This window comes from Marivirga tractuosa (assembly GCF_042140215.1).
Classification (GTDB): domain Bacteria; phylum Bacteroidota; class Bacteroidia; order Cytophagales; family Cyclobacteriaceae; genus Marivirga; species Marivirga tractuosa_A.
Window position 1 is genome coordinate 3,720,191 of the sequence record NZ_CP159478.1, and the last position, 15,003, is coordinate 3,735,193.

Here is a 15,003-nt window from a genome sequence, read left to right on the forward strand (position 1 = left end):
AAAACAGATGAAAATAAAGAAAAACCTTAAGGGAATACTATTAAGTCTATTAGTACTAATTGTTGCTTTTTTAATTTATAGCCTTACTCCAAGAGTTAACAATCCCAATATGGAATTTGCAACACCATTAAACAAGTCAGATATTTTATCACAGGACTTTAAAGAAGAACTGCAGAATTTTATTCAGGATACCGCCACTAAAACTGAAATAGCAATTGCGCTCAAAAACAATGAGATTATTTTTGAAAATGGTGATACCGAAAAATTAATCAATTGTCATTCAGCAAGAAAGAGTATCATGAGCCTTTTGATAGGAATTGCAAAAGAAAAAGGCTTATTGAATTTAAATGAAAGTTTAGGAAGCTTAGGCATTGATGAAAGTAAAACCCCATTAACGCAACAAGAAAAAACAGCTACCATAAAAGATTTATTAATGGCGCGTTCTGGCGTATACCTTCAAGCTGAGGCGGAAGTGGATTACGCCAAGAATAACCGACCAAAAAGAGAGCAATACAAACCTGGAGAATACTTCTTTTATAACAATTTTGATTTCAATGTTTTAGGGGTAATCCTTGAACAAAAATCAGGAAAATCAATTGGCGAGTTTATGGAAGAGCATTTAGCAAAGCCACTAGGAATGCAAGATTTTTCTTCTTCCAATGTAGTATATGGCAGCCCTTGGCCTATTCCAAACGAATCCTTATCTGATTATCCTGTTTATTGGATATTTATGAGTGCTAGAGATTTGGCAAAAGTAGGCTCACTTGTTGCACAAAATGGAAACTATGACGATAAGCAGATTATTTCTACCGAATGGCTAGAAGAAAGTTTTAAGCCATACACCAAATTATCAGATTACAATATTAATAAAGCCCCATTGGATGCTTATGGATATTTGTGGTGGTTGGAAATGGATGAAAATATTATTTGGGCCGATGGCTATGGTGGGCAATATATGTTAATAGATCCTGTTAATAAGCTCGTATTTGTTCAAAGAAATTTCACTGGGAATTCACTTATGTCTTCCGGACTTTTTTTAATGGACGAGAATCGAGATGCATCACATAAAAATGATTTGAAGCATTTGTATGACAGAACTAAAAACTATTTAAAAAACCAAAATGAGTTATGAGAAATTTAGTCCTAAGCTTAATAACCTGCTTTTTAGCCATCATAAATCATGTTCAAGCACAGGAGGCGCCACCTTCAAACCAAACCATTATAAGACTGACGATTGTCAATGATAATAATGAAATCCTAATGCGTAAAACCCAGTATGGCTGGATGACGCCCGCAGTGTATTTTACCGAAAGACAAAATATCCATGAAGTGCTGGACAGTTTGACTGCTGTTTACGGCATAAAAACATCAGTCCCTGACTTAAGAGGATTGTTTACCTATAAATATGAATTCAAATCCACTGCAGATATGCGCCAACTTTATGTAGCCAATTATGAAAGCGGCACATTGAAACCTTCCACAAATGAGGAAGAAGTTTATTGGATGCCAATAAAAGATGCGCTAATTAAACTAGAAAGCACTGTTCCTTCACTAAAGCAAATCACTGAACAAACAATTGATCATCCCAATATTCTTTGGGGAGCTTCTTATATTTTATATAGGAAAAATGGGAATTTGAGTTCAAAAATTGAAGAGGGCTTTTATCCGCTAATGAAAAACATCAAAAAACAGTAGCATTACACTACCTAAAAATCAATCATGACATCATCAATTCAAAAAACAACATTCATAGTCTTCCTATTCTTACTTATTTCGCCATACCTCTATGCGCAAGAAAATAATTTTGATCCTCAAAAAAAATACCATCCCGACAGTTTGAAATACTGGACTACAAGTCTATTCGATGAAATAAGTAAAGCGCATCCCGGATTCTACAGCTTTACAAAAAAAGACAGATTTGATTTTTTAATCGATTCAACAAATCAAACGATTCAAAAGGAATTGACAGAGTTGGAATTTTACAGAAAACTTAAACCTTTAATTGCCCAAATCGGATGTCTTCATACAAGTATCTCACTTTCAAAAGAACACCAAGATTATTTAGATTTAACTGAGACCATGATTCCAATTGAAATCTTTATTGATTCAAATAGAAAGGTGTTTATCTCAAAAAATTATGCGTCAAATTTAAAACTTCCAATTGGAAGTGAACTTCTTTCTATTAATGGAAAGCCAATTAATACAATAATAAAAAAGCTTTTGAATAATATCCCATCAGATGGATATAATCAAACTGAGAAGATTCTATTATTAGATCACAGATTTGCATTTTGGTATCAAAGCATAATAGAGGCAAATGAAACTTTCATAATTGAAGTATCGGATAAGGAAAAAATTCAAGAGTTCACACTAAATGGAGTATCTAAGGAAAAACTACCTTCATTAGAATCCATCAAAGGCATTAACAAGAAAGCTTTAGAATTTAAATTTATTGACAATGTAGCTATTCTAAAAATAAACTCATTTGCAAAAACCGACATTAAGAATAGTAACCAAAATTTTAAAAAATTCATACAAGAAGCCTTCCAAGAAATACAATCAAATGGAATTCAAGAATTGATAATAGACCTAAGATACAATACAGGAGGAACAGATGCAAATGCTGCATTTTTAGCGTCATATTTCTTTGATCAGCCATTTAGATATTGGGACAAAATTGAAGTGACAGAGGCAATTGCAAAAGATGTTGAAGGATTTGAACGACTTTTCTATAAAAGACCAGAAAAGAATGAAGAATTATATCAATGGAAAAAAACATGGGTGACCAAAGAATTTGATTTCTATGAATTACAACAACCTTCAAAGGTTAATTATAATGGCAGTACTTATATTATATCCAACGGCCTTTGTTTGTCCTCTTGTGCTGATTTCACTGCAATACTTTCTTATAACAATAAAGCAGTGGTAGTTGGTCAGGAATCTGGAGGTGGCTATCAGGGCAATACAAGTGGTATGATGCCCGATTTCGTTATCTCGCCCGGACTACGAGTTACAATTCCTTTACATAAATATACAAATGCAGTTGATCTAACTAAAAACTTTGGAAGAGGTACAATTCCAGACCATATAATTGAACCAAGCTTTAAAGAATGGATCAATAGTAATGATGTAGAAATGGATTTCACTTTGAATTTGCTACAAAAAAAATTATAGAATAAAGGCTAGAAGTCATTTAAAATAATAATCAGAGGGGGAAAACTAAAAAGGATTCTCTAGAAAAATAAAAAGGGAAATTTGTGTTCGCCTTTCTGAAGTTCAATACAAAAACCTCAAATAATAGTAGCTTTTCCAAAGTTTGAGACTTTGGAAAAGCTACTAAACTTGATTACTCATCCTTTAAAGTTTCTGCGGGATTTAAGCGTATGGCTTTAATGGTTTGAAAGCTGATCGTGATCCATGCAATCACTAATGCAATGAGTCCGGCACCTGCAAAATACCACCATTCGGGTTCAATACTGTAAGCAAAACCTTGAAGCCAGTTTTGAGTAGCCCAAAAGCTTATAGGCAAGGCAATAATAATAGCTATCAATACCATTTTACTGAAATCAGCAGAGAGTAATTTCATAATCTGCAAGCTTCCTGCTCCCAATATTTTTCTAATGCCTATCTCCTTTTGCCTTCGCTCAGCCGTAAAAGCTGCCAATCCGAACAAGCCTAAACATGAAATAATAATGGCAATTCCGGCAAAGTAGCGTGAAAGTAAAGAGACTTTTTGCTCTGCTTGATATTGAGCCTGATAATTAGCATCTAAAAACTCATAATTTAAAGTGAAGCCTGGGTTAAAATCCTTATACAAAGACTGAATTCCTGCAAGCGATTCTTCCGTGCTGTTGGCTTTAATTTTAGCAAATATGCTCAGCATAAAACTGATATCGAAATGAAAAAGCATAGGAGAAACCTCCTCGTGTAAGGAAGAAAAATGAAAATCTTTCACTACACCAATGATCTGTTTTTCTTTACCCCACATGGTCACCGTTTTTCCGATTGGATTTTCTAAACCCATTACCTTAATGGCTGCTTCATTAAAAATAATTTTGTCTTCCTCTGCTCCATATTCATCAGAGAAGCTCCTCCCCTCTTTAATTTCAATGCCTAAAGTTTCAATCAATCCATAATATGCCCTGGCTTGTTCAAATAATATATTGCTATCAGGATCTTTGCCTTGCCAAGTTACTCCAGTAGTGGAAGCGCCACTTTTTACAATAGAATGTGTGGTTGCTGAAGCATTCAGCACTCCCGGAACGGCTTTTAATTGATTAATAAATGATTCCAAACGATTGGCTACTTCTCCTTCAATGGGGATTTTGATTACTTGCTGCCTTTCGTAACCCAGATTTTTATTCTGGACATATTCAATTTGTTTATAAACTACCCAAACGGACACTAAAAGCACGATTGAAATGACAAATTGGAAAACCACTAAGCCTTTTCTGGTCCAAAGTTCGCCTGTTGAGGTAGTCAATTTTCCTTTTAAAATGCTAACCGGCTTAAAACCGGAAAGATAAAGTGCAGGATAACTGCCAGCCAAGAGTCCTGTGAAAAGCGTAATGCCTGCTGTGGCTAACAGTAAATTAGGGGTTAGTTGAATACTCAGATTCTTATCCGTAATCGCATTAAACTGTGGCAATAGCAATAAAACAAGTAAATAAGCCACAATTAAGGAAAGAATCGTCATTGCTACTGATTCCCCAAGGTGTTGAATAATTAATTGCTTACGATTAGCACCTAAAGTCTTTTTTACGCCTATTTCCTTTAATCTTCCTGCTGCTCGGGCTGTACTTAAATTCATAAAATTGATACAGGCTATCGATAAAACAAATAATGCTATAATACCGAACAAGCGTACATATGTAATGCGTCCCCCTGCTTCTTTTCCATTTTCAAATTTTCCATGCAAATATCTGCTGGAGTACTGCTTCACAAAAGGTTCTACATTACTCCATTCTACCTTATTTTTTATCAATGGAGCTATTTTCTCATTCAGCTGAGGTACATCTGTTCCTTCAGCCAATTGCACATAAGTAAGCGCTATATAATTGCCCCAATGATTACGCTCCTGTCCCATCAAATCATCTATAAAGACAGAAAATGGAAGTACAAATTCGAAAGATTCTGTGCTGCTATCAGGTAAATCATTTATTACTGCCGAAACCTGGGCTTAGCCATTGAATTTCAAGATCTGCCATTCAAGGCTTTTGCCTATCGCTTCAGTTGTTCCAAAAAGCCTTTTGGCTAAAGATTCGGTTAAAACTATACCGCTTTTATCAGAAAGTGCTGTTTCAGCATTACCCTTTAGAAATGGGAAAGAAAATAACTGAAAATATTCCTCACCGGAAAACTTTCCTCTTGCCTTCATTTTATCCTCCCCAATAGCTAAAGAAAAACTGTCCCCAAACTCATTGGTGTCTGTATCTTCTACTGCCGTGAGCACTTCCGGAACTTCCTCTTCCAATACATCTGCCAAAAGTGCCGGGACTGGCGGTGCAGAACGGATTTCTCCTTTTTCATCATGATGTAAATAAACCTGATAAAGCTGATCATCATTTTCATGGAATTTATCGACCGAAAGCTCATCATTGACCCACAGGAAAATAAGAAGTGCACAAGCCATGCCCGTGGAAAGTCCCAAAAGGTTGATAAAGAAAGTACTTTTAAATCGCTTGAAATTACGGTAGATAATAAGAAGGTTATGTTTAAACATGATCTGTTTGCTTAAATTGAAAATAGTCTGACAGTATTTATTCAATTGAAGTGCCATAGTGTGAAATATAGCCTCATATTGCTAATAGGAAGGTTTTTGGAATTGATATGTTCGTAATTGTTGTGGGTTTGTCCGTGAGCGGTCGGTTGATTGATTTCACTTGCAGCACTATCTTTCTTCCTTTCTTTTTGCTACTATATAATAAGATTGACCGCAGGCGTCTAAAGACGCTAAAAAGTCTCGCGAAGCCGCAATGACGCAAAGTTTTCGCAAAGGGAAATTTGTGTTAACTTTTTGAATTTCAAAGACTGAGGTACTAAACCTTAGAGAAAATTTAAACGAAAGGACATTATATCTCATCTTACTATTTTGCGCCAGAGGCGCCAGTAATCATCACCATCCAGAGGATGGCGATAGCTCTTCCGCATTCTATGATAAAAGTCAAGCTTAAATCATTAAATATTATGCTGCAAATTTGTGAGTATTGATGTAGGGTGTTTGCCGGTTTATTACTGCAAATATCCTACTCAATAGCTTACATCTAATGTTATTTAATACTAGCATTTTATTTTTGCCTTCCGCTACTTTTCTATCGAAATAAGTTTTAATCTGTGGGTCATATTTTTTACTGCTGAGGGCACACATATTTAAAAGCGATTTCAACTGTTTATCTGCATGATGGTTAACCTTTGTTTTACCCCTAATCCTTGATCCAGAGCTATATTCAAAAGGTGCTACACCAGCGTAACAGGCAAGTTGTCTCCAATTATTGAAGTTTCTAAAACCATTGGTGGTGCAAATTAATTGATAAGCTGTTTGCTTCCCAACTCCAGGCACACTCTGTATCAGTTCAGCTTGGGTTTTAATTTCTTCATTTTGAACTACAACTTCTTTTATTTTCTGCTCTATTTCCTTAATTGCTTTTTGTAGTTGTTTAACGATCTTTCTGTTAATTCTCAAAGCTTCTTTAATCATTGCTTTAGGAAAGTTATTCTCATATTCTTTGCTGGTATCCAATGCTTTTAATGACTTCATTAGTTTATTTCTTTCTGCAAGTAATACTTTAATTCTTAAAATATCTGACTCTGGTAAAGAACTCAATTTGAGTTTGTGGATATGTGTTTTAGCATAAAGAGCGATATCTTTGGAATCGGTTTTATCACTTTTACCTCTGGTAAGCCCTTTGGATTTATTGATTTCAATAGGCGAAACTACCCAGTAATCCAATCCTAAAGCGCTTAAATTTAGACTTAATGGCATTGAGTAAACCCCTGTGTTTTCAAAACAGAAAAGTACCTTTTCTAAGCTCTTAAATTTTGACTTAATCTGTTTAGTAGCGGCTTTTATCCCCTTTTTATCATTATTTGAGATAAAGTGGAAACTTTGTAATGACAAATCCTCTTGAAACAAAACAGTAAAATCTAGCTTAGATTTTGATACGTCAACCCCTACGAAAATTGAATGATTTTCCATAAATTTGATTTTAGATGAATGAAAATGTTGATGTGCTTTAAAGCCTTTATTAGACCACGATGTCTATCATTCTATTTGAAGCCAATCAACTGTAAAGGAGGGACAGAGGACTAATGCGGAAGATAGGACTAATAAATATCCTTGCCAGCCTCAAAGTTCACCTCTGTCTTCCTTTAAAATAAAATTAATAAATTTTTCATTTTCAAAGTAAAGGCTAGCCTCTGTGGAAAATACTACCGCCTCTGGCGGGTTCTTGCCTCTATGGTCGGTGTGCCACCGACCATAGAAGCTCGAGCTGTGCCTATCAGTATCGGTCAGACGCTAGCAGTCTTTTCATAATTCATCTTATAATTTTGCTAAATTGCTTTTTGGCAAATGAAGGAAGCGTCAGACCGAATGACATACGGGCATCAAATCACTCATCCTTCAGCACCTCCGCAGGATTGCTGTTCGCAGCTTTAAGCGAATGTAACCCTACTATTAATAAGCTTAAAACAAGGGCTATAACGCCTGCAACAATAAAAGTCAATGCAGATAATTCCATTCGGTATTGAAAATTGCTTAGCCAATTATTCAGAAAATACCATGCTGGGTAAATGGACAGTACAAAGGCTATCGATATCAGTAAGGCGTACTCCTTGGTAATCAGGAATAAGATGTTGGATAAAGAAGCACCTAATACTTTTCTGATACTGATTTCCTTCGTCCTTTGTGCAATGGTAAAAGAAGACAGGCCAAAAAGCCCTAAACAACTAATCAGAATTGCAATCACAGTTGAGAAAATCAGTACTTTTCTTAATCGAACTTCACTTGTATAAAAGTTCTCAACCGTCTCATCCAAAAACGTAAACTCTCTCGTTTCATTAGGGTAGATATTTTTGAAAGCATCCTGCATGGCATCTACGCTGGCTCTTAAATCCACGTTTGGGGCCAGCTTAGTGTTCACTGTAAATAGATTTCTCTCATCATAACCCATCATCATAGGTCTTATAGCTGCATGCATAGACTGGGTGTGAATATTTGGGATTACTCCTACAACCGAAAGATATGTACTATCATATTCCACTTGCTTACCAAGGGCAGCATGAGCACTTTCTATCCCGAGCTTTTCCAGAGCGGCCTCGTTAATCACAATCTCAGATTCATCAAAACTGAAATTTCTTCCTGCTAAAAAGGGAACTTCGTAAAGTGAAAGGTAGCTGGTGTCGGCAGTTTTAACCTGTATGCTCACTTCTTCTTCCACACCATTAAGATCATGGGTTACTGTGCTCGTCCACATTGAGCCAGAAATTAGCATATCATTACTTAAACTAACTTTATCAACACCGGCAATCGATTCCAATTCACTTTTAAGTAATTTGGTTTTGTCTAAAGTACCTTGAAAAGGTGTGGAAATATGTAAGACTGCCTCTTTATTAAAACCAATATTTTTATTCAAAAGGAAGTCAATCTGAGAATTTATAGCCAAAACGATAATGATAAATGCAATGGAAGATCCAAACTGGAATACAATCAGATTTTTTCTCAAAAAATATTGAAAATTGGACTTGCTGTGGGTCATTCCCTTAGCCTTTATTGCTTTTATTGGACTATAGCCTGAAAGAATCATGGAGGGATAAAAACCAGATAATAGCAACACTATTAATGAAAGCACCACCAAAAATAAAGCGTTATTGAAATTCCAATAATCAAACTCAAAATCTGCAGGAAGAACCTCTTGAAAATAGGATGTTGCCAACTGACTTAATAAGGTAGCTCCTACTATGGCTAAAAGTATTATGACATAGGTCTCTACCAAAAATTGACTAATCAACTGCCTTCTAGTACTACCCATTGTTTTTCTAATCCCAACTTCCTTTGATCTCAATTTAGCTTGAGCGGTTTCTAGGTTTATAAAATTGATACATGCAATAAATAGAATAAAGAAACCAATTATTATCAACCCATTCAAGGTTGCTCTATCAGCTGAATTCCCATTGAAAGTACTAGAAAAATGTAAATTGCTAAAAGGCTCAAATTCAAATTGGGTTGTCCAATTACCATCGGGCTCTATGTATTTATCTTTGATTGCAAGCAATTCATTATCTGCTTTTGTCTTATGGTCAGGAGCCAACTTAACAAAAATTTGAGCATTTGAGCTAACAGACCCCCAGTCATCCACATTCCTCTTGGCTCGGATTTCATTATTACTTAAAAGCGTCTCATACGAAATGAAATCCGTAAAAATAAGATCCGTTTTTTGCTGCACGTCTTCCACCACTCCCGACACCATTACACGCAAGGTATCAGTATAAACTAATTCCTTACCAAGAATTGTATTTAGAGATTCATCTCCAAAATACTTTCTAGCCGAAGATTTGGTAAGCACAACAGTATTTGGTTGATCTAATGAACTTATTGCGGATCCTGCTAACCATACATACTCAAATAGAGAAAAGTACTTCTCATCAGCAAATACCACCTTAGTACTAATACCAAAATTCTCTGACTCATCAGCTGACTCAACCAAAAATCGATAGGCACTGAAGATGGGAGCAACTTCTTGAGCAGCCGACATTTCATTTTGAACCGCTTCAACCAAAGGAATGGGAGTTCCCGGATTAGGCCACTCTTCCTCTCCATTACTAGTAACAGAAGATATTCTGTAAATTCGATCTCGATCCTTTTGATGGGTATCAAAGCTATATTCATAGCTCACCAAGTTATAAACAACAAAGCAAGCAGCTATTCCTATGGATAGACCTATTACATGAATAAAAGAGCGCAAGCTGTGACGCTTGATATTTCGCAGGGCGATTTTAAGGTAGTTTAGAAACATAATGATTTAAATTAACGATTATTCGTTCTTTAAAGAATCAACCGGATTACTCACTGCCACCTTAATGGAATGATAGGCAACTGTTATCCAAGCTATAACAAATGCAGCCACTCCGGATAGCGCAAATAACTCCCAGCCGATAGAAATTCTGTATTCATAACCTTCCAACCAGCTTGAAATACCCCACCATGCTAGCGGGACCGCAATAAGAAATGCTATCAATACCAGCTTGGAGAATTGCTTAGAAAGCATTAGAACAATACCATTGACGCTGGCACCAAGCACCTTTCGTATGCCTATTTCTTTTGTTCTTTGCTCGGCCATAAAAGAGGCTAATGCGAACAAACCTAGGCAACCAATCATAATCGCGAGACCTGCAAAAACAGTAAAGATTTTACTTAGTCGTATTTCGGAATTATACATGCTGTCAAACTCCGCATCTAGAAAATTATAATTAAATGGTAAGCTAGAGGCAAACTGCTTCCATAATCCCTCAATAGCTTGTATAGAAGATTGAATATTATCAGTTTCCAGTTGAACAGCCAGTACACTGCTGTTGTCATTTAATTGGAAAGCCAATGGTCCAATATCATTTTTTAGTGATTCGTAATGAAAGTCCTTAACGACTCCTAGCACTTTGTATTTATTAAACATCTCACTTGAAAACTCGCCAGTTTCTTGATCAAATGCATTGGTTTGAATATAATTATCTCCATTCATATCCTCAAAGCCAAAAGCTCGAAAAGCTGCTTCATTAATAATCACAGCAGAGGAATCGGATGCAAGATTAGGCTTGAAATCTCGTCCCCATACTAATTCCATTTGATAGGTTTTCAAATAATCATGATCTACAGACCAAATTTGAGTACCAACTAGATTATCTTCAGTAGGCTGTTCCCCTTCACGCCAATAAGTATTATCACTTCGGTTATAACCACTGACAGGTAAAAAACCACTGTAAGAAGCCTGGCTAACATCTGGAATTTTGCGTACTTCTTCCTTAAACGCCTGCCGTTGGTCATTAAGCATATAAGCATCATTTACCAGTAAGACTCGCTCTTTTTTAAAGCCCAGCTCCTTATTTTGAATAAAATTTATTTGTTGATATATTGCGATGGTTCCAATAATTAAAAGAATACTAATGAAAAATTGAAATACGACTAAGCCACTTCTAATAAATGAATTACCAGCCCCTAAAGAAACTTTTCCTTTTAGTGTTTCAACAGGTTTAAAGGAGCTTAAATAAAAGGCTGGATAAATTCCGGCCAATATGCCCACAAAGAAAGCTCCTATAACTATACTCCCAATAAACATAAAGTTATAATCTGGCATTAATAAAACCTTGCCGGTAATGGTATTGAACATCGGCAATACCATGATCACCAAGAGAATCCCTGCAAGAATTGATATTAAACTCACCAGGATTGATTCCACCAGAAATTGTCTAATCAAATTCGATTTTCTGGAGCCTAAAGCTTTCCTTACGCCAACTTCCTTGGAGCGATTGGCTGAGCGAGCCGTAGATAAATTCATGAAATTAATGCATGCTAAAATGATGATAAAAATAGCGATAGCTGAAAATAGATAAATGTAATCTTTGTTACCCATCAGACCAATGTCAACCGTAAAATCAGAATTCAGATAAATATCTTTTAGCGATTGAATTTCTATCACATAATAGTTCCCTAAGGCTTCAAGCTCTTTCAAGCTTTTTCCCATAAATTTCATGATTTGTGGTTCCAAATACACATTTACCGCCTCATTAATCTTTGTCTGTAACACATTAGGATCAACATTATCGTCTACAGTAAAATAGGTGTAAAAATTATTGCTTGTAAAGGAAGTGTTTTCTGCCCTACTAAGATTGGCCATTGACATTAAAAAATTAGCTTGGAAATGAGAATTTGTAGGAATGTCTTCAAAAACTCCTGTAATCTTATAAGTATCTTCTCCGTCCAAAACCAATGACTTATTGATAGCACTTTGATTCGGGAAGTACTTTTTGGCCATTTGATTACTTATCGCAATGGTATTAGGTTCTTTAAACTGACGTTCTGGATTACCCTCTAAAAGTGGAAAACTAAAAACTTGAAAAAATCCGGAATCTGCAAACATCAATCCTTCTTCTTTAAAGGATTCATCAGAATCTGCACGTTTCACTAGGTAAGATCCTACCGTTCTGATTCTTACCGACTGATTTACTTCTGGTATTTCGTTATTCAAAACAGCCGCTAAAGGAGCTGGTGTAAATGGATAACTAGCTTCGTTGTCACCAATTCTTAATTCTCTAGTCGCTCTAAAAATGCTGTTTTCATGAAATTCATCATAAGAAAGTTCATTTGAAACGTATAAAAATATGAGCAAACTACAGGCCACTCCCACTGATAAACCAGTAATATTAATAATGGAGTAAAGCTTATTTTTCATAAGATTTCTCCAGGCGATTTTTAGATAGTTTTTAAACATTTTCTTAGTCTTTAAGTAGTGGCAACATCAAATTTTATTATTCTTCCTTCAAACTTTTAACTGGGTTCAGTAAGCCTGCTTTTATAGTCTGAAATGAGACGATAATTACAGTAAAAGCTATCCCAAGGGCAATTGTAATAAGGAAAACCCCAATACCTGGTGCTGATTGCATCTCAAATTGATCCAGCCATTTACTCATTAACCAATAACTTACCGGCATCGCCAGCACAATTCCTATCAGTGTGATTTTGAGAAATTCTTTGTTAAACATTAATGAAATATTATAAGCAGAAGCTCCCATCACTTTTCGGATACCAATCTCTTTCATCCTGCCAGTAATTGAAAGGGAGGCAAGTGCGAATAAGCCCATTGCAGCTATGAAAATGGCAACCAAAGAGGCTATCCCAACCATCTTACCTAGCTGTTGATCGGCTAGATACTGTCTTTGCACTACCTCATCTAAAAATGAGAAATTAAACGGTTCCTCAGGATACAATTTCACCCATTCGCTCTTCAGAGTTGATAATACAGCCTGGAAATCATCAGAGGCAGCTTTTACGTAAACCGTAGGATTTGTCCCTCCAGAAATATTCAGGGAATTGATACCCGAGAAAATGGCTTGAGGATTTAATGCAATCATCACAGGCTCAATTTTATCATAAAGTGCCGCATGGTGAAAATCCTTCATCACACCAATAATCCTATTGTTTTTAAATCCTTCTCCCTTGGCAGAATGAATTTGCTCTTGAAGCGGATTTTCCATTTTCATCAGTTGGGCAAAAGCTTCATTAATAATGACCGCACCGCTATCTGAAGGAATATCAGCTGAGAAATTTCTTCCAGCTACAAATTCCAAATCCAAAATATCTGCATATTCAGCTCCTACAAAACTGAATTTGAAGTATTGCATTTCCCCTGTTTTGTCAGGAAAACCACCCTCCCACCAGGTTTCGTTTCCATAAGTTGCATTCGCAATGGCTGCACTTTCAATTTGAGCATTTTGCTGAATCACTTTTTTATATCGATCCGCTTTTTTGAAACTCTGATCAATAATTTTAATGATGCTCTGATCAGGAATTGCGGGTACTTCCACCATCAGAATATTATCTTTGGTAAAGCCCAAATTAAATTGGTTGATTTCCTTCATTTGCTTGTACATAATAAGTGTACAAGCCAGTAAGAAAAGTGAAAGGAAAAGCTGAAATCCTAAAAGGAATTTTCGCAGCCCTTGCTTACCGAAATTAAGATTTAAACTACTCTTCAACACTGCAATTGGACGCAATTGTGAAAGAAACAAAGCCGGATATGCTCCTGCTATGAAAGTAATCAAAATGAGCAGAGCTAGGATAATAGCCAGTTGCACCGGACTAAAAATTATCTCTAGTGATTTTTCAAAAAGATTATTAAAAACAGGAAGGAATAAATTTGCTAGCACAATACCCACTATGGCAGCCGCAAAAGTCATAAGCATCGATTCCGTCATAAATTGACCAAAAAGCTGTTTATAGGCAGCGCCCATTGTTTTTCGAACGCCTACTTCCTTAGCTCTGGTTGCTGACCTGCCTATCGATAAGGTGGTGAAATTAATACAAGCAATCAATAGAATCAGCACTGCAATTCCAGAGAGAATCCACAAAAGCTTAGGATTAGTAGCAACTACTGTACTGGTTTCAATGCTGCTGTCGAGATGAATTTCCTCAAGGGATTGCAAATGCAAATTATATACATCTTCCTCTTCATCTCTTTCCACTATTTCACGGACCAAGGAAGCAAAACCAGCTTCCAAATCAGAAATACTACTTCCCTCTGCCAGTAGAACAAAACTTCCACCATAGGTATTGTGCCATCTGTCCTGGTAATCCTCTCCTATGATCGTTTTTAAGGTGGCTTCGGGTAATAAAATTTCAAAATCAAGGCTTGAATTGGACGGAGGGTTTGCCAGCACAGATTTTACTATAAAAGGCTGATAGGCTAATCCTAATTGAATAAGCAATGTTTTTCCAAGAGCATCTGTAGTACCAAAATACCTTTCTGCTACTTTTTTGGTGATCACGATTTGTGATGCATCCTCTTCATTTAAGAAAGGATTGTTTTCTCCTTTCAATGATTCAAAAGAAAAAATATCCAGGAAATCAGCACTTACAACATGGAGCTGTTGATCTATACTTTGTCCGCCTTCAATTTTGGTTAAAGCCCCAGTATTCACATAATGCGTTGCTTTTTCTACCCCATCGAATTTTGCTCTTATAGTAGTAGGGAAAGCCATTGGTGTACTTGCAGAAGTGCCTACATTTCCTTCTTCTCCTGATTCCCATAAACCACGCACGATCCTATCTTTTTTAACATGAAAATCATCAAAGGAATTTTCATGTTGAACAAATAAAAATATCAGGATACTTATTCCTAGACCTACAGATAGGCCGATGAGGTTAATTGTTGAATAAAGCTTATATTTTAATAAGTTTCTAAAGGCGATTTTTATATAGTTTTTGATCATGGCTTTATTTTTAATATCAATAATCTA

Annotated in this window: 9 protein-coding genes; 3 read left to right on the forward strand and 6 right to left on the reverse strand. The window is 36.0% G+C overall.

The features are described from left to right. Positions 1–7: 7 nt before the first annotated feature. Genes ABWH96_RS16645 through ABWH96_RS16655 form a run of 3 tightly spaced genes read left to right on the forward strand, consistent with a single transcriptional unit; the run spans position 8 to position 3,174 of the window. Complete coding sequence (locus ABWH96_RS16645; RefSeq protein WP_375578637.1) at positions 8–1,132, forward strand: serine hydrolase domain-containing protein; 1,125 nt, start codon at positions 8–10, stop codon at positions 1,130–1,132. Further along, positions 1,129–1,695 carry a hypothetical protein gene (locus ABWH96_RS16650; protein ID WP_375578638.1) on the forward strand — a complete coding sequence of 189 codons (567 nt, stop codon included), beginning with the start codon at positions 1,129–1,131 and terminating at the stop codon, positions 1,693–1,695. The genes ABWH96_RS16645 and ABWH96_RS16650 overlap by 4 nt, the downstream gene beginning before the upstream one ends. A gap of 24 nt (positions 1,696–1,719) precedes the next feature. Next, entirely contained in the window at positions 1,720–3,174 is a 1,455-nt protein-coding gene (locus ABWH96_RS16655; RefSeq protein WP_375578639.1) for a S41 family peptidase, read from the forward strand. A gap of 172 nt (positions 3,175–3,346) precedes the next feature. Here the strand turns inward: ABWH96_RS16655 and ABWH96_RS16660 are convergent, their stop codons facing one another. The 6 genes from ABWH96_RS16660 to ABWH96_RS16685 form a co-directional block, all read right to left on the reverse strand. Continuing rightward, entirely contained in the window at positions 3,347–5,086 is a 1,740-nt protein-coding gene (locus ABWH96_RS16660) for an FtsX-like permease family protein (RefSeq protein ID WP_375578640.1), read from the reverse strand. Between the two features lie 93 nt (positions 5,087–5,179). After that, the gene (locus tag ABWH96_RS16665; protein WP_375578641.1) at positions 5,180–5,722 is read right to left on the reverse strand and encodes an ABC transporter permease; all 543 of its coding nucleotides are present in this window, start codon (positions 5,720–5,722) and stop codon (positions 5,180–5,182) included. Between the two features lie 462 nt (positions 5,723–6,184). Further along, positions 6,185–7,195 carry an IS110 family transposase gene (locus ABWH96_RS16670; protein ID WP_375578642.1) on the reverse strand — a complete coding sequence of 337 codons (1,011 nt, stop codon included), beginning with the start codon at positions 7,193–7,195 and terminating at the stop codon, positions 6,185–6,187. A gap of 415 nt (positions 7,196–7,610) precedes the next feature. Then, the gene (locus ABWH96_RS16675; RefSeq protein ID WP_375578643.1) at positions 7,611–10,013 is read right to left on the reverse strand and encodes an ABC transporter permease; all 2,403 of its coding nucleotides are present in this window, start codon (positions 10,011–10,013) and stop codon (positions 7,611–7,613) included. An 18-nt stretch (positions 10,014–10,031) separates the two neighbouring features. After that, the gene (locus tag ABWH96_RS16680; RefSeq protein ID WP_375578644.1) at positions 10,032–12,479 is read right to left on the reverse strand and encodes an FtsX-like permease family protein; all 2,448 of its coding nucleotides are present in this window, start codon (positions 12,477–12,479) and stop codon (positions 10,032–10,034) included. A gap of 37 nt (positions 12,480–12,516) precedes the next feature. Then, entirely contained in the window at positions 12,517–14,976 is a 2,460-nt protein-coding gene (locus ABWH96_RS16685) for an ABC transporter permease (protein WP_375578645.1), read from the reverse strand. Positions 14,977–15,003 lie beyond the last annotated feature (27 nt).

Bases quoted from the DNA above. Each gene is read 5' to 3' on its own strand.
- ABWH96_RS16655 (WP_375578639.1), top strand. From the start codon at position 1,720: ATGACATCATCAATTCAAAAAACAACATTCATAGTCTTCCTATTCTTA.
- ABWH96_RS16665 (WP_375578641.1), bottom strand. From the start codon at position 5,722: ATGTTTAAACATAACCTTCTTATTATCTACCGTAATTTCAAGCGATTT.
- ABWH96_RS16650 (WP_375578638.1), top strand. From the start codon at position 1,129: ATGAGAAATTTAGTCCTAAGCTTAATAACCTGCTTTTTAGCCATCATA.
- ABWH96_RS16660 (WP_375578640.1), bottom strand. From the start codon at position 5,086: ATGGGACAGGAGCGTAATCATTGGGGCAATTATATAGCGCTTACTTAT.
- ABWH96_RS16670 (WP_375578642.1), bottom strand. From the start codon at position 7,195: ATGGAAAATCATTCAATTTTCGTAGGGGTTGACGTATCAAAATCTAAG.
- ABWH96_RS16680 (WP_375578644.1), bottom strand. From the start codon at position 12,479: ATGTTTAAAAACTATCTAAAAATCGCCTGGAGAAATCTTATGAAAAAT.
- ABWH96_RS16685 (WP_375578645.1), bottom strand. From the start codon at position 14,976: ATGATCAAAAACTATATAAAAATCGCCTTTAGAAACTTATTAAAATAT.
- ABWH96_RS16645 (WP_375578637.1), top strand. From the start codon at position 8: ATGAAAATAAAGAAAAACCTTAAGGGAATACTATTAAGTCTATTAGTA.
- ABWH96_RS16675 (WP_375578643.1), bottom strand. From the start codon at position 10,013: ATGTTTCTAAACTACCTTAAAATCGCCCTGCGAAATATCAAGCGTCAC.